Origin of the sequence: Leptothrix discophora, assembly GCF_030705305.1 — a bacterium.
In the GTDB taxonomy this organism is placed as follows: Bacteria; Pseudomonadota; Gammaproteobacteria; order Burkholderiales; family Burkholderiaceae_C; genus Sphaerotilus; species Sphaerotilus discophorus.
Genome location: NZ_JAUZEE010000001.1, coordinates 603,843 through 618,544, shown reverse-complemented (window position 1 = coordinate 618,544; position 14,702 = coordinate 603,843). Strand labels below are relative to the sequence as shown.

Below are 14,702 nucleotides of genomic sequence, written 5' to 3'. Positions count from 1 at the left end.
GGCGGGGCCGAAGTCAAGCCGCCCGGCGCAGCTTGACGTAGGCGACGAAGCCGCCTTGCGGCGCGTTCGCCAGCTCGAGCTGGCCGCCCATCCGGGTGACGGTCTTCTCGACGATCGCCAGGCCCAGGCCGGCACCGGTCGTGCTCGTGTGGGTGCGGGCCTTGTCGCCGCGGTAGAAGGGCGTCGTCAGGCGGGCCAGGGTCTCGGGGCTGACGCCGGGACCTTCGTCGCGCACGCTGACCACGACCCACTGGCCGGCCTTGGCGTAGGTGACCGTCACCCGGGCAATGCCGTCGTCGGACTGGGCATAGCGGCGCGCGTTCTCGAACAGGTTGGCGAAGACGCGGTCCAGGTCGGTCTCGTCACCCATCACCCGCACGTCGGTGGTGACGCGCGCGGTGATCTTCAGGTGGTCGTTGGAGACCCGCCGGGCCACGGTGTCGAGCAGCACGGCCAGCACGATCGGCACGAGCTTGACCTCGGTCGGACGGGCGTAGTCCATGAACTTGTCGATGATGGCGTCGAGCTGGTCGATGTCCATCGCCATGTTGCGGCGGGCTTCCTCGTCGACGACGCTCATCTCGGTCTCGAGCCGGATGCGCGCCAGCGGCGTGCGCAGGTCGTGCGAGATGCCGGCGAGCATCACCGCGCGGTCGTCCTCGATCTTGGCCAGCTCGCGGGCCATGCGGTTGAAGCCACGGTTGACCTCGCGGATCTCCATCGTCGCGGTGTCCTCGTCCAGCCGGGAGGTGTATTCGCCCTCGCGGATGCGGCTGGCCGCCGAGCTGAGCTCACGCAGCGGCAGGTTGATCTTGGCGGCGATGTAGGCCGAGACGATCAGCGTCGCCACGAAGGTCAGGCCCATGACCAGGAAGTAGGTCATGCCGGTGATGGCGGTCTGCACCCGGTTCGGGTCGGCCTGCAGCCAGTACTGGTCGGTCTCGATCAGGAAGCCGACCCACAGCCCGCTGCTGCCGTTGACGCTGCTGGCGACCACCGTCTGCGGCCCCAGCCGGCTGCGCAGCTGCGCGCCGATGGTGCGGGTGAAACGGTCGACCTCGAAGGGCTCCCAGCGATCACCCGGCTCGCGCGGTTGCAACTTGACCGCTTCCTGCTCGGCGATGTTCTTGACCAGCGCGACGCGGTTGACCTGGTCGGTGTAGCGCAGCGCGGCGCGCGACAGGTTGACCAGACTGGCGATCTGTTGCGCGGCCTGCACCGCACGCGGCTCCAGCTCGAAGTAGCGCAGCACGTAGGTCCAGCCCAGGATGCCCACGCCCAGCATCAGCGACAGCAGCAGGAAGGTGCGCCAGAACAGGCTCAGGATGAAGGTGCGGCGGAACATCGCCAGCAGGCGATGCAGCGGCTTGCGCGGTGCCGGCGAGGAACTGTGGCGCGTCGGGGCAGGAGAGACCGTTGCGGGACCCTGCGCGGAGTGGGCGGTGGTGGTGGCGACCATGAGCGCTCGCTGATCGGTGCTGCCGGGTCAGCTGGAATACCGGGTGGCGGACGAGGCGAGGGCGGGTCATGTCCCGCCCGGCCTGTCGTCCGGCCGTGAGTCTCAGGCCGCGCCGTCCGGAACGAACACGTAGCCGACGCCCCAGACGGTCTGGATGTAGCGCGGTTGCGACGGATCGGGCTCGATCATCTTGCGCAGGCGCGAGACCTGCACGTCGAGGCTGCGGTCGAAGGGCTCGAACTCGCGGCCGCGGGCCAGCTGCGCGAGCTTGTCGCGCGACAGCGGCTGGCGCGGGTGGCGCACCAGCGCCTTGAGCATCGAGAACTCGCCGGTGGTCAGCGAGATCACCTCGCCCTCGCGGGTCAGCCGGCGCAGCGCCAGGTCGAACTCGAAGGGGCCGAAGGTGACGGTCTGCGCTTCCCGCGAGGGGGCGCCAGGCGCTTCCATGACCGGCCGGCGACGCAGGACGGCGTTGATGCGGGCCAGCAGCTCGCGCGGGTTGAAGGGCTTGGGCAGGTAGTCGTCGGCGCCGACCTCCAGGCCCACGATGCGGTCGACATCATCGACCTTGGCCGTCAGCATGATGATCGGCGTGATGTCGTTGCCGGCACGCAGGCGGCGGCAGATGGACAGGCCGTCCTCGCCGGGCAGCATCAGGTCCAGCACGATCAGGTCAACCGTCTCGCGGGTCAGGATGCGGTTCAGGGCCTTGGAATCTTCGGCGAGCAGGACCTCGAAGCCTTCTTGCGTGAGGTAGCGGCGCAGCAGGTCGCGGATGCGGGCGTCATCATCGACCACGACAATCCGGTCGGTGCGCTGGGGGTTGGGCGTCGTCATCGGCGGCTCCGGAATTTGTAACAGCCGCGATTGTGCGCATGGCCCAAGCGGCTTTTCGGGCGGTTTGACCCCCTGTTACATTTCTTTCGGCTGGTGGTGCGCACGCTTCCCAATGCCTCCGCGTTGAGTGGGCAGACGCCGCGACCGCGAGGTGTCCACCCTCGAAAGGACCCCATGAACGCCCACCGATCTCCCGTCGCAGCCGGCCTCGAACGTCCTGGGGCGGTCCCGCCGGAAGGCGTCGACCGGGCTGCCCTGACGGTCCAGCGAGGTCGGGCGCTGCGGGCGGTTGTCGCCTGGGCCCTGGCGACGGCGGCGGTGGTCGCGACACTGTCCTTGGGCATGCCGCAGGCCCATGCGGCCGAGACGGGCGAGTCCATGAAGGCTCATCAGCTGAGCCTGTCGGCCGAGGCATCGACCGAGGTCGCGCTGGACACGCTGACCGTCGTGATGCGGGCCCAGCGCGAAGGCACGGATGCGGCCATCGTCCAGGCCCAGCTCAAGCAGCTGCTGGACGCCGCGCTGACGACCGCCCGGCGCGAGCGCAGCGACGCGCTGGAGGTCAGCACCGGTGTCTTCAACCTGTCGCCCCGGTATGGCCGCGAGGGCCGCATCAACGGCTGGATCGGCGTGGCCGAGCTGGTGCTCAAGGGGCGCGACACCGGCCGCATTGCCGCGCTGGCCGGCAAGCTCGACGGACTCATGGTCCAGTCGACCCAGTACAGCCTGTCGAGCGCCGCCCGCGACCAGCATCAGGGCGCGCTGACCGCCCAGGCGATCCGCCAGTTCCGCCAGCGTGCCGGCGAGATGTCCGAGCAGTTCGGCTACCGCGGCTACACGCTGGTCGAGGCCCAGGTGACGCGGCTCGAGAGCGAGGAGGGCGGTCGGCCACCCATCATGCTGATGAAGGCCGCCGCCGCGCCGATGGCCGACGCGGTGCCCTTGCCCACTGAAGGCGGCAAGGGCCGCCTGGGCGTGACCGTGCAGGGCACGATCCGGATGACGCCCTGAGGCGCCACCTCGGCGCCCCGGGCCGGCTTACTGCGCGGTCCAGCCGCCGTCCACGCTCCAGGCCACGCCCCGCACGTTGTTGGCAGCGGCGGAGCACAGGAAGACCGCGAGTTCGCCCAGTTCCTCGGGCGTCGTGAACTGCATCGACGGCTGCTTGTCGCCCAGCAGGCGACGGGTCGCCTCGCCGTTGTCGACGCCATCGGCGGCGGCCCGCGCATCGACCTGCTTCTGGACCAGCGGGGTCAGCACCCAGCCCGGGCAGATCGCGTTGCAGGTCACGCCGGTGGTGGCGTTCTCCAGCGCGGTCACCTTGGTCAGGCCGACCACGCCGTGCTTGGCCGCCACATAGGCCGACTTCTGGGCCGACGCCACCTGGCCATGCACCGACGCGATGTTGACGATGCGGCCCCAGTTGCGGGCCTGCATGCCCGGCAGTGCCAGGCGCGTGGTGTGGAAGGCCGAGCTGAGGTTGATCGCGAGGATGGCGTCCCAGCGTTCGACCGGGAAGGACTCGACCGGTGCGACGAACTGGATGCCGGCGTTGTTCACCAGGATGTCGACGCCGCCGAAGGCGTCGGCCGCGTAGCCCATCATGGCCTCGATCTCGGCCGGCTTGCTCATGTCGGCACCGTGGTATCCGACCTGAACACCCAGCGCCGCGACCTGCGCCTTCGGGCCTTCGACGTCTCCGAAGCCGTTCAGCACGATGTTGGCGCCTTGACGTGCGAGGGCCAGCGCCACGCCGAGTCCGATGCCGCTGGTCGATCCCGTGACCAGTGCCGTCTTGCCCTTGAGCATGAGAGTTTCCTTGTGAGGTTGGGTACGATGTGATTATGAAGGGGGCTACTTTTCGCCCCTCTGACAAGCCAGCCCATGCCAGAACCGCGCCTGCATCACGTCGACTGCCTCGATTCCACCGGCCTGCACCGCATGGGCTACTGGGAATGGGGCGAGTCCGACAACCCCGACGTGGTCGTGTGCGTGCATGGCCTGTCGCGCCAGGGCCGCGACTTCGACACGCTGGCCTGCACGCTCGCACCGCGCTGGCGCGTGGTCTGTCCCGACGTGGTGGGCCGTGGCCAGTCCGACTGGCTGGCCGATCCGATGGGATACCAGGTTCCGGCCTATGTCGCCGACATGGTCACGCTGATCGCGCGGCTGGACGTTCCCCAGGTTTCATGGGTCGGCACGTCCATGGGCGGCCTGATCGGCATGGGCCTGGCGAGCCTGCGCAACAGCCCGGTGCGCCGGCTGGTGCTCAACGACGTCGGACCGGTGATCGAGTACGCCTCGCTGCAACGCATCGGCACCTATCTCGGTGCGCCCGTGCGCTTTGCCGACGAGGCCCAGGGCGCTGCCTTCCTGCGAGGCATCTCGGCCAGCTTCGGGCCGCACACGGATGAGCAATGGGCCGCGCTCTCGCGTCCTCAGTTCAAGCACAGTCCCGAGGGCGACCTGATCCCGCACTACGACCCGGCCATCGCCGCAGCCTTCAAGGCCGTGACGCCCGAGATCGCCAAGGCCGGCGAGCGGATGCTGTGGGCTGCCTACGACCGCATCCAGGCACCGACGCTGCTGCTGCGCGGGGCCGAGTCGGACCTGCTGTCGCCAGCCACCGCTCAGGCCATGACCGAGCGCGGTCCGAAGGCCATGCTGGTCGAGTTCGGCGGCGTCGGCCATGCGCCCACGCTGGTCGCGCCGGACCAGGTCGCGTCGGTGGTCGATTTCCTCGAAGCCGGGCGCTGAGGACCTGCCGTGAAGACCACCGGCCTCGAGCGCGGCGCTGAGGCCCGCAACGCCATGTCGCCGATCCTGGCCCTGGCCGACGAGGTTGCGGCCGGCGGTCAGCCGCAGGACGCCGCCGCCGAACAGGACCGGCTGCACCGGGCCCGCGCCTTCGCGCTGCCGCTGTTGACCGGTCGACAGTTCGACACCGGCGAGGACGCCATGACCCATGCCGACGGCGTGGCCCGCATCCTCAGCGACATCGGCGCGGCGCCGTCCATGCAGGCGGCCGTCTACCTGGTCTATGCGGGCGATTTCCTGACCGACCCGGAGACGGTGGTCGAGCAGGCGTTCGGACCTTCGTATGCGCGGCTGGTCACCTACACCCGCAAGCTCGTCAAGCTCCAGCGCAATGCCCGCGATGCACTGGCCGACGAGACCGATGCCGAGGTGCTGGCCGAGCAGCTTGAGCGCGTGCGCAAGATGCTGCTGGCCTTCTCGCACGACCTGCGCGTGGTGCTGCTGCGGCTGGCCTCGCGGCTCCAGACGCTGCGCCACTACGCCGCCAGCCGCCAACCCTGTCCGCGCGCATTGGCCCGCGAGACCCAGCAGATCTTTGCGCCGCTGGCCAACCGGCTCGGCATCTGGCAGATCAAGTGGGAGCTGGAGGACCTGTCCTTCCGCTTCCTTCAGCCCGAGCCCTACAAGCAGATCGCCCGCTGGCTGGACGAGAAGCGCGTCGAGCGCGAGGCCGGCATCGAACGGGTGCGTCAGCAACTGGCCGACGCGCTGGCCGCGCAAGGCCTGCCGGCGCAGGTGCAGGGCCGGCCCAAGCACATCTACAGCATCTGGAAAAAGATGCGCGGCAAGGGGCTGGACTTCTCGCAGGTGCTCGACGTGCGCGCGCTGCGCGTGCTCGTCGCCGACGTCCCGGCCTGCTATGCGGCCCTGAGCCGTGTGCACGAGCTGTGGCTGGCGATGCCCGAGGAGTTCGACGACTACATCGCGCGGCCCAAGCCGAACGGCTACCAGTCGCTGCACACCGTCGTGCTGGACGCCGACCAGCGACCGATCGAGATCCAGATCCGGACCCGCGCGATGCATGACCATGCCGAAAGCGGCGTGGCAGCGCACTGGGCCTACAAGGAGGCGGGCACCAAGGGCTATGCGGGCGTCAGCGCGGCCGGCGATTTCGAGAGCCGCGTGGCACAGGCTCGTCGCGCCGTGCTGCAACAGCTGCTGGCCTGGGAGCGCGAGCTGGCCGGCGCGGACGACGCACCGGCATCCCTGGTAGCGGCCGATGGCAGCGCCGGCAAGGGCCTGTTCGAGGACCGCATCTACGTGCTGACGCCGCAGGCCACCATCATGGAACTGCCGGCCGGCGCGACCGCGATCGACTTCGCCTACCACCTGCACACCGAACTGGGCCATCGCTGCCGAGGCGCCAAGATCGACGGCGCGCTGCAGCCGCTCAACACACCGTTGCGCAACGGCCAGACGGTGGAGATCGTCACGGTGAAGGAGGGCGGTCCGTCGATGGACTGGCTCAACCCGCAGCTGGGTTTCCTGCAGAGCCAGCGTTCGAAGGCCAAGGTCCGCGCCTGGTTCAACGCTCGGGCCCAGCAGGAAACGATTGCGCGTGGCCGCGAGGCGGTCGAGAAGCTGCTGCAGCGCGAGGGTCGCACGGCGTTCCGGCTCGATGACCTGGCCACGCAGCTCGGCTTTCGCACCGCCGATGCGCTGTTCGAGGTCGTCGGCAAGGACGAGTTCTCGCTGCGCAACATCGAGCAGCTGCTGCGACCGCCCGAGCCGGTGGCGGTCGACGAGGCTCCGTTGCTCAAGCGCTCACGCAGCCAGGCCAGTGGTGGGCGCGGCGTGCTGGTGGTCGGCATCGACTCGCTGCTGACCCAGCTGGCGCACTGCTGTCGCCCGGCACCGCCGGATCGCATCGGTGGCTATGTCACGCGCGGCCGCGGCGTGTCCATCCACCGCGCCGACTGCATCAACTACCGCGAGATGGCTCAGCGCAGCCCGGAGCGGGTCATCCCGGTGGCCTGGGGCGAATTCCGCAACGCGAAGGGCGACAGCGCGGTCTACCCGGTCGACATCGCCATCACCGCGCAGGACCGACAAGGGCTGCTGCGCGACATCTCCGAAGTCTTCGCCAAGGAGAAGATGAACGTCACCGGGGTGCACACGCAGACCCTGCGCGGCACAGCGGCCATGACCTTCACGATCGAGGTCTCGGACGCTTCTCGCCTGGCTCACGTCATGAGCCAGCTCGGCCAGGTCAAGGGCGTCCAGCACGCACGCCGTCGCTGAACTTGCAGAAAAAAACCGCGAAGGTATTGACGACCTTGAATCCCATGCTATTATTCAATTCTTCCTAGGCGCGTAGCTCAGTTGGTTAGAGCACCACCTTGACATGGTGGGGGTCGTTGGTTCGAATCCAATCGCGCCTACCAAATTCGGTAGGTTAAGAAGCCGCCGAGTTCTTGCACTGCAAGGGCTCGGCGGCTTTTTTCATGGCTGTCCGAAAGCGGACTGGCGCGCGGCGCCCTCGCTGACAAACCCCAGTTCGAACGGGCGCGCCCCATACCTAGAATCAATCAACCCGGATTTGCCCCAAGGAGTGGACCGACATGCCAGCAACCCGCCGCACCGACGCGACCGAGAACGGTCAGGACGCCGGCTTGCGCGTGCTCAAGAAGTACCCGAACCGTCGGCTCTACGACACCCAGACCAGCAGCTACATCACCCTGGCGGACGTCAAGCAGATGGTGCTCGACGCGGAGCACTTCGAGGTCCGCGACGCCAAGAGCGGCGAAGAGATCACGCGCAGCATCCTGCTCCAGATCATCCTGGAGGAAGAGACCGCCGGCGTGCCGATGTTCTCGACCCAGATGCTGGCCCAGATCATCCGCTTCTACGGTCACACCATGCAGGGCCTGATGGGCGCCTACCTCGAGAAGAACCTGATGGTCTTCATCGACCTGCAGAAGCGCTACGCCGAGCAGACCGGCGGCCTTTACGAAGGCCAGCCCTTCAATGCCGATGCCTGGTCGCAGTTCATGTCGATGCAGGCGCCCGTCATGCAGGGCTTCATGAGCAGCTACCTGGACCAGTCCAAGTCGCTGTTTGCGCAGATGCAGGAACAGATGCAGAAGCAGGCCGGCACCTTCTTCCCCGGCATGCCCGGGCTGGGCAAGACCGGCAAGGAATGACCGGCAGGGCGGTGGCTCAGTGTCTGAGCCAGCCCTCCATCACCGTCCAGATCGTGTCCAGGATCACCGGGTGCGCGGCGGCCACCGGATGGATGCGGTCGGGCTGGAACCACTTCATCGGTTCGGCGTCATCGGCCAGTCCGGCCAGCATGAAGGGCACCAGGGCCACCTTCTCGTCGCGGGCCACGCGGCCGAAGATCGCGCCGAAGTCCCGCGCGTAGGCGGCGCCGTAGTTGGGCGGCATCTGCATGCCCACCACCATCACCGACGCGCCGGAGTTGCGCGACGCCCGCACCATCGCGCGCAGGTTGTCCTCGGTCATCTTCAGCGGCAGGCCGCGCAAGGCGTCATTGCCGCCCAGCTCGATCACGACGTGGGTGGGCCGATGGCGGGCCAGCAGGGCGGCCAGCCGGGACCTTCCGCCCGACGTGGTTTCGCCGCTGATGCTGGCGTTGACGACCGTCGCGCCGATGCGCTTGTCCGCGAGGCGCCGCTCCAGCAGCGCGACCCAGCCTGCGCCACGCGGCAGGCCGTATTCCGCCGACAGGCTGTCGCCGACGATCAGGAGCTTGCGAGACGCCGCCGGAGTCGCTGCGGCAGTCGTGGCTCCGGCCGAGACCGCCGGGAACTGAAGGACGCTCGCCCCGATCAGAGCGAGGCCGAAGGCTCGGCATCCCGATCGACACAGCTGCGCGATACAGTCGCGGCGATGGAGCAATGGGCCCGACAAGGCCGATGGCGACGAAGGTTTCAAGCGAGGACTGGACATCAGCGTGAACGAGCAAGCAGCCATCATCGACGTGCAAGGCGTCAGCAAGCAGGTGCGTGACGCCAACGGGACGCTCACGATACTGCATGACATCCGTTTCCGCCTTGCGGCGCGGGAGTCGGTCGCCATCGTCGGGGCATCCGGCTCGGGCAAGAGCACGCTGCTGTCCATCATGGCCGGCCTGGACGTGCCGACCGCGGGCACAGTCCGGCTCGCCGGCATCGACCTGTTCAGCCTGGACGAGGACGGCCGCGCGGCGCTGCGGGGTGAGCGACTGGGCTTCGTGTTCCAGAGCTTTCAGCTCATGGCCCACCTGACCGCGCTCGAAAACGTGATGTTGCCGCTGGAACTGCGCGGCGACCGAGAGGCGCGCCAGCGCGCCGCCGACATGCTCGGCCGCGTGGGCCTCGGCGCGCGGCTGGGCCACTACCCCCGCCTGCTGTCGGGCGGCGAGCAGCAGCGCGTCGCGCTGGCGCGCGCCTTCGTGATCGAGCCCTCGCTGCTGCTGGCCGACGAGCCCACCGGCAGTCTCGACCACGCGACTGGCGAGAGCGTGATGCAGCTGATGCTGGAGCTCAACCGCGCTGCCGGCACGACGCTGGTGTTGGTCACGCACGACCCTGCGCTGGCCGCACGCTGCGATCGACAACTGCGCATCGAGGCGGGGCGTCTGGTCGACTGAACCGGCGCCTCCCGAGCCGCTCGGCTGGATCCCAGCCGCTACCATCGCTGGATGCCTGCTCCCACCCGCCTGCTGTTCGGTTTTCACGCCGTCACCATCCGCCTGAAGACCGCTCCGGCGACGGTCCAGGAGATCCACGTCGACGTCACCCGGCGCGATGCCCGCATGCACCAGTTCATCGAGCGCGCACGCTCGGCGGGGCTGCGCATCGTCGACAGCGACGACGCGCGCCTGAACCAGCTGGCCGGCAACCCTCGACACCAGGGCGTGGTCGCACGGGTCGAGCCGGTGGTGCTCAACAAGTCGCTCGACGACCTGCTCGACGCAGTCGAAGGACCGCCGCTGCTTCTCGTGCTCGATGGCATCACCGATCCGCACAACCTGGGCGCCTGCCTGCGCGTGGCCGACGGCGCCGGCGCCCATGCGGTGATCGCGCCACGTGACCATGCCGCTGGCATCAACGCGACGGTCGCCAAGGTCGCCAGCGGTGCCGCCGAGACGGTGCCGTACTTCATGGTGACCAACCTGGCACGCACCTTGGGCGAGCTCAAGGAGCGCGACATCCGCATCGTCGGCACCAGCGACGACGCACCGCGATCGCTCTACCAGTCCGAACTCGCCGGGCCGACCGCCTGGGTGCTTGGCGCCGAAGGCAGCGGCATGCGGCAGCTGACCCGCAAGACCTGCGACGAGCTGGTCAGCATCCCGATGCGCGGCATGGTCGAAAGCCTCAACGTCTCGGTGGCCTCGGCCATCTGCCTCTACGAAACCCTGCGTCAACGGAGCTGACCGCCACATGGCCTTCCAACCCGCCCAGAAGTTGTTTTCCCCCCTTCGCACCGGCCTGGTCCTGATGCTGGCGAGCGGCCTGTGCCTGCTCGCGGCCTGCACGCAGGAACGCCAGAACGAGATCCGACGCGGCATCCAGAACTGGACCGGCACCGACGGGGTGCTCGAGATCTACGCCGGCGACAAGCTGGTGCGTCGCTTCATCAAGATCGACAAGCTCAGCACCGCCTACGGCACCGACGACAACGTGGCGCGGCCCTATCGCTACGGCTACGGTGTGATGGACGAGAACCTCGACGGCAAGACCAACGACGGCGAGAAGCGTGTGTACTTCGAGTTCAGTGACTACTCGACCGCCTACGTCTTCTACGAGAACCCGCACTGACGACCGGCCGCGCGTGGCGGCCGTGGCTCAGCGCCGCACGACCGCCATCGCTTCGGGGTTGACGATGTTGCTCGGCTGACCCTGCAGGAAGTTCACGACGTTGGTGAAAGCCGCCCGGAAGTAGCGCTCGTAGCTGTCGAGCTCGACATAGCCGATGTGCGGTGTGCAGACGGCGTTCTCCAGCCGCAGCAAGGGATGGCCTTGCAAAGTTGGCTCGGTCTCGAAGACGTCGACCGCCGCCAGTCCTGGCCGGCCGCGGTTCAGGGCAGTGACCAGCGCGTTTTCCTCGACCAGTTCGGCCCGCGACGTGTTCACGAACAGCGCGGTCGGCTTCATGCGCGCGAAGTCGCTCATGCCGATCAGCCCGCGTGTCGCGTCGGCCAGGCGCAGGTGCAAGGTCAGCACGTCGCTCTGCTCGAACAGGTCCTCGCGGCTGGCGTAGGTCTTGTGGCCATCGGCCAGCGCTTGCGCCAGGTTGTCCGGGCTGGCCCAGATGCGCACGTCCATGCCGAAGGCCTTGCCGTAGCCGGCCACGATCCGACCGATGCGACCGTAGCCCCAGACACCCAGCGTGCGGCCCTTCAAGACTTGGCCGAGACCGAAGTTCGGTGGCATTGAACCGGCCTTCAGGCCAGACTGCTGCCACGCCCCGTGCTTGAGGTTGCCGATGTACTGAGGGATGCGCCGCATCGCCGCCATGATCAGCGCCCAGGTCAGCTCGGCCGGCGCGGTCGGGTCGCCGACACCTTCGGCCACCGCGATCCCCAGCCGCGTGCAGGTCTCGACGTCGATGTGCGAACCGACCCGGCCGGTCTGGGCGATCAGCCTCAGGCGCGGCAGCTTCTCGAGCAGCGTGCGCGGGAAGGGCGTGCGTTCGCGGATCAGCACGAGGATCTCCGCATCGCGCAACCGGACCGCCAGCTGTCCGCTCCCTTTCACCGTGTTGGTGAAGACCTTGGTGCTGTAGGGCTCCAGCATCGACGCGCAAGGCAGCTTGCGCACGGCGTCCTGGTAGTCATCGAGAATGATGATGTTCATGGGCAGGAATCTCGTTCGTGACATTGTGCCCCGAGCCTTCCTCGGTTCGCGGGCTCGTCGCCGTCGGGCATTCCCCCAAGGCGCGGCAGGGTGTCGCGACCCGGTCTCCCCGAGCGCTCGATCGCCCGACCTCTCCCCCTCACGTCCAGGAGGCCTTGTTGAATCGAAGACTGCTGCGACGGCTGGCCCTGTGGACGCTGTCCCTGCTGCTGCTTGGCATGGTGCTGCTGATGGCGGGCTACGCAGCCTATCGCCAGCGGGTCCTGCCGATGGTCGATGGCACGCGGACCGTGCGCAGCGTCTACGGCGACCTTCGCATCGCGCGCGACGGCTGGGGCGTGCCGACCATCGAGGCCGACCGTCGCGAGGGCGCCTGGTTCGGACTCGGCTACGCCCATGCGCAGGACCGGCTCTGGCAACTAGAGCTGCATCGGCGCATCGGCGCCGGCCGGCTGGCCGAAGCCTTCGGCCCGGAGGCGCTCGACAACGACCGCTTCCTGCGTGCGCTGGGGGTGCGGCGAGCGGCCGAGGCGCAATGGGCCCGCCTCGACGGCGAGACACGCACCGCGCTGGAGGCCTACGCCGCCGGCGTCAACAGCTGGATGACCCAGCACCTGTCGGCCCGACCGCCCGAGTTCCTGCTGCTGGGCATCCGGCCCGAGCCGTGGACGCCGGTCGACTCGCTGGCCTGGTCGATCATGATGGCCTGGGACCTGGGCGGCAACTGGAGCACCGAGTTGCTGAGGCTGCGCCTGGCCGCACGCATGGACCTCGCCCGCATCCAGCAGATCCTGCCGCCTTACCCCGGCGAGTCGCCGCTGGCGGTGGCCGACTACACCGAGCTTGCGCGTCAATGGCAGGTCCACGGCGGTGACACGGTCGAGCGCCTGATCGGCATGGCACCGGAGTCCGGCGTCGAGGGCGTGGGCTCGAACAACTGGGCCGTCGACGGCCGCCGCACGACCCGCGGCATGCCGCTGGTCGCCAACGACCCGCACCTTCGCCTGAGCACACCCGCGCTCTGGTACGTGGCCCGCCTGTCGGCGCCCGGACTTCACGTCGGCGGCGGCACCATCCCCGGCCTGCCGGTCGTGGTGGTGGGCCAGAACGATGCGGTCGCCTGGGCCTTCACGAACACGAATCCGGACGTGCAGGATCTCTACCTCGAAGCGGTCGATCCGGCCGATCCGATGCGCTACCGCACGCCCGACGGCTGGGCCCGTTTCGAGGAGCGCGAGGAACTGATCGCCGTGCGCGGACAGGCGCAGCCGGTGCGCCTGCGACTGCGCCACGGTCGCCACGGGCCGGTCATCTCGGATGCGGCCTCGCGCGCGTTTGAGGGCCTGACGGGCAGGGCAGGGCAACCCTATGCGCTGGCCTTGCGTTGGACCGCGCTCGATGCCGACGTGAGCAACCTCGTCGCCGGCATCGGCTTCAACCGCGCCGGCTCGATCGAGGACTTCATCGCTGCCGCGCGCGACTACGGCGTGCCGATGCAGAACATGATCGTGGCCGACCGGCGCGGGCCACATGGCCGCATCGCCATGGTCCTGCCGGGACGCGTGCCGGTGAGGGCGCCTGACAACGATCTGCAAGGCCAGTTCCCGGCGCCGGGCTGGCTGGCCCGCTACGACTGGACCGGCTACCTGCCCGAGCGCGCACTGCCGGTCACGCGCGATCCGCCCGACGGCTGGCTCGCCAGTGCCAACCAGCGCACCACGCCGGCCGGCTATGCGCCGCTGCTGACGCGCGAGTGGACGCGGCCACATCGCCAGCAGCGCATCGAGCAGCTGCTGGCGGCCACGCCGAAGCATGACGTCGACAGCTTCTCGCGCATGCAGCTCGACGTGCGTTCGCAAGGCGCGCTGGTGCTGTTGCCGGCCTTCCGTGCGGCCCGGCTGAACGGCTCGGTCGAGGACGTGGACGCAGCTGCGATCGTCCGCATCCAGGCCAGCTTCGACGGCGAAATGACCGCTTCGGCGATCGGCCCTTCGTTGTTCCATGCCTGGGTGCAGGCCCTGACACGCCGCATCTTGGCCGATGAACTCGGCGCGCTGTGGGGCCGACAGTTCAGCGAGCGCCGTTCATGGCGCGATGCGCTGGAGGACATCCTGGCCCGCCAGGACGCCTGGTGGTGCGACGACAAGTCCACGTCCGACCGGCAGGAAAGCTGCCCGGAGCAGGTCGACGCGGCGCTGCGCGATGCCGTGGACGACCTGCGGCAACGACTCGGCAACGAACCCTCAACATGGCGCTGGGAAAGGCTCCATGTCGTGCGCGCGGAGCATTCGCCTTTCAGCCGCGTCGCGCCGTTGCGCCGCCTGTTCGAGTTACGGGTGCCCGTGGCGGGTGACGCCCAGTCGGTCAACGCCATGCGCGTGAACCTTCGGCCCGATCCAGGCGATCCCCAGGCCTATGCATCGGAACACGGGCCGAGCCTGCGCACGATCTTCGACCTGGCCGATCCGGCCAATTCACGCGTGATGCTGTCGACCGGCCAGTCGGGCATCCCGCTGTCACCGGACTACGCCAGCCTGATCGGCCCCTGGGCCGAAGGCCGCACGATCCCTCTGTGGCCATCAAGGCCCGCTGCCCATGTTCTGTCGCTTCGCGCCATCGCACCCTGAGATGGCCCGTGAGCCGAGGCCTTGAGATCGAGCACCCAAGAGCCGGACGTGCCCCGACACGCTGCATCTGCTGGGTGAGGTCATGCGATACCCATGCGGCAAGTCGGTTGTACTGATGTATGCGTGACGATGTTGATTATGTCAACTAACACGCAC

At 68.6% G+C, this 14,702-nt stretch carries 13 protein-coding genes and 1 tRNA gene; 9 read left to right on the top strand and 5 right to left on the bottom strand.

The features are described from left to right. Positions 1–13: 13 nt before the first annotated feature. Together Q8X39_RS02790 and ompR are read right to left on the bottom strand one after the other, a co-directional pair. Positions 14–1,459 (bottom strand): ATP-binding protein, encoded by a 1,446-nt coding sequence (locus Q8X39_RS02790; protein WP_369538085.1) that lies wholly within the window; start codon positions 1,457–1,459, stop codon positions 14–16. Positions 1,460–1,561: 102 nt separating this feature from the next. Continuing rightward, a complete protein-coding gene (ompR, locus tag Q8X39_RS02785) occupies positions 1,562–2,296 on the bottom strand; it encodes an osmolarity response regulator transcription factor OmpR (protein ID WP_305748083.1) in 735 nt (244 codons plus the stop codon). Positions 2,297–2,470: 174 nt separating this feature from the next. Here ompR and Q8X39_RS02780 point away from each other — a divergent pair, with 174 nt between their 5' ends. Further along, positions 2,471–3,307 (top strand): SIMPL domain-containing protein, encoded by an 837-nt coding sequence (locus Q8X39_RS02780; protein ID WP_305748082.1) that lies wholly within the window; start codon positions 2,471–2,473, stop codon positions 3,305–3,307. 27 nt (positions 3,308–3,334) lie between these two features. Here the strand turns inward: Q8X39_RS02780 and Q8X39_RS02775 are convergent, their stop codons facing one another. Then, positions 3,335–4,105, bottom strand: coding sequence for a 3-hydroxybutyrate dehydrogenase (locus Q8X39_RS02775; RefSeq protein WP_305748081.1), 771 nt, complete (start codon positions 4,103–4,105; stop codon positions 3,335–3,337). Positions 4,106–4,180: 75 nt separating this feature from the next. Here Q8X39_RS02775 and Q8X39_RS02770 point away from each other — a divergent pair, with 75 nt between their 5' ends. The 4 genes from Q8X39_RS02770 to phaR all read left to right on the top strand — a co-directional run bounded on the left by Q8X39_RS02770 (position 4,181) and on the right by phaR (position 8,256). Further along, positions 4,181–5,053 carry an alpha/beta fold hydrolase gene (locus Q8X39_RS02770; RefSeq protein ID WP_305748080.1) on the top strand — a complete coding sequence of 291 codons (873 nt, stop codon included), beginning with the start codon at positions 4,181–4,183 and terminating at the stop codon, positions 5,051–5,053. Between the two features lie 54 nt (positions 5,054–5,107). Further along, complete coding sequence (locus Q8X39_RS02765; protein ID WP_407067959.1) at positions 5,108–7,354, top strand: RelA/SpoT family protein; 2,247 nt, start codon at positions 5,108–5,110, stop codon at positions 7,352–7,354. A 66-nt stretch (positions 7,355–7,420) separates the two neighbouring features. Then, positions 7,421–7,497, top strand: a tRNA-Val gene (locus tag Q8X39_RS02760). 177 nt (positions 7,498–7,674) lie between these two features. Beyond that, positions 7,675–8,256: a polyhydroxyalkanoate synthesis repressor PhaR gene (gene phaR / locus Q8X39_RS02755; RefSeq protein WP_305748078.1), complete on the top strand. Its 582-nt coding sequence runs from the start codon at positions 7,675–7,677 to the stop codon at positions 8,254–8,256. A 16-nt stretch (positions 8,257–8,272) separates the two neighbouring features. On the opposite strand, the gene Q8X39_RS02750 is transcribed toward phaR, so the two are convergent. Continuing rightward, entirely contained in the window at positions 8,273–8,944 is a 672-nt protein-coding gene (locus Q8X39_RS02750; RefSeq protein ID WP_407067958.1) for an arylesterase, read from the bottom strand. 85 nt (positions 8,945–9,029) lie between these two features. Between Q8X39_RS02750 and Q8X39_RS02745 the strand changes: the two genes are divergently transcribed. The 3 genes from Q8X39_RS02745 to Q8X39_RS02735 are packed head-to-tail and all read left to right on the top strand — an operon-like array spanning position 9,030 to position 10,881. After that, positions 9,030–9,707, top strand: coding sequence for an ABC transporter ATP-binding protein (locus tag Q8X39_RS02745; RefSeq protein ID WP_305748077.1), 678 nt, complete (start codon positions 9,030–9,032; stop codon positions 9,705–9,707). 51 nt (positions 9,708–9,758) lie between these two features. Continuing rightward, positions 9,759–10,496 carry a 23S rRNA (guanosine(2251)-2'-O)-methyltransferase RlmB gene (gene rlmB / locus Q8X39_RS02740; RefSeq protein WP_305748076.1) on the top strand — a complete coding sequence of 246 codons (738 nt, stop codon included), beginning with the start codon at positions 9,759–9,761 and terminating at the stop codon, positions 10,494–10,496. Between the two features lie 7 nt (positions 10,497–10,503). Next, the gene (locus Q8X39_RS02735; RefSeq protein ID WP_369538084.1) at positions 10,504–10,881 is read left to right on the top strand and encodes a hypothetical protein; all 378 of its coding nucleotides are present in this window, start codon (positions 10,504–10,506) and stop codon (positions 10,879–10,881) included. Between the two features lie 27 nt (positions 10,882–10,908). Here the strand turns inward: Q8X39_RS02735 and Q8X39_RS02730 are convergent, their stop codons facing one another. Then, positions 10,909–11,919, bottom strand: coding sequence for a D-2-hydroxyacid dehydrogenase family protein (locus Q8X39_RS02730; RefSeq protein WP_305748075.1), 1,011 nt, complete (start codon positions 11,917–11,919; stop codon positions 10,909–10,911). Positions 11,920–12,077: 158 nt separating this feature from the next. On the opposite strand from Q8X39_RS02730, the gene Q8X39_RS02725 reads away from it, so the two are divergent. Further along, positions 12,078–14,546 carry a penicillin acylase family protein gene (locus Q8X39_RS02725; RefSeq protein WP_305748074.1) on the top strand — a complete coding sequence of 823 codons (2,469 nt, stop codon included), beginning with the start codon at positions 12,078–12,080 and terminating at the stop codon, positions 14,544–14,546. Positions 14,547–14,702: the final 156 nt, after the last annotated feature.

Bases quoted from the DNA above. Each gene is read 5' to 3' on its own strand.
- Q8X39_RS02790 (WP_369538085.1), bottom strand. From the start codon at position 1,459: ATGGTCGCCACCACCACCGCCCACTCCGCGCAGGGTCCCGCAACGGTC.
- phaR (WP_305748078.1), top strand. From the start codon at position 7,675: ATGCCAGCAACCCGCCGCACCGACGCGACCGAGAACGGTCAGGACGCC.
- Q8X39_RS02735 (WP_369538084.1), top strand. From the start codon at position 10,504: ATGGCCTTCCAACCCGCCCAGAAGTTGTTTTCCCCCCTTCGCACCGGC.
- Q8X39_RS02765 (WP_407067959.1), top strand. From the start codon at position 5,108: ATGTCGCCGATCCTGGCCCTGGCCGACGAGGTTGCGGCCGGCGGTCAG.
- ompR (WP_305748083.1), bottom strand. From the start codon at position 2,296: ATGACGACGCCCAACCCCCAGCGCACCGACCGGATTGTCGTGGTCGAT.
- Q8X39_RS02775 (WP_305748081.1), bottom strand. From the start codon at position 4,105: ATGCTCAAGGGCAAGACGGCACTGGTCACGGGATCGACCAGCGGCATC.
- Q8X39_RS02730 (WP_305748075.1), bottom strand. From the start codon at position 11,919: ATGAACATCATCATTCTCGATGACTACCAGGACGCCGTGCGCAAGCTG.
- Q8X39_RS02780 (WP_305748082.1), top strand. From the start codon at position 2,471: ATGAACGCCCACCGATCTCCCGTCGCAGCCGGCCTCGAACGTCCTGGG.
- Q8X39_RS02770 (WP_305748080.1), top strand. From the start codon at position 4,181: ATGCCAGAACCGCGCCTGCATCACGTCGACTGCCTCGATTCCACCGGC.
- rlmB (WP_305748076.1), top strand. From the start codon at position 9,759: ATGCCTGCTCCCACCCGCCTGCTGTTCGGTTTTCACGCCGTCACCATC.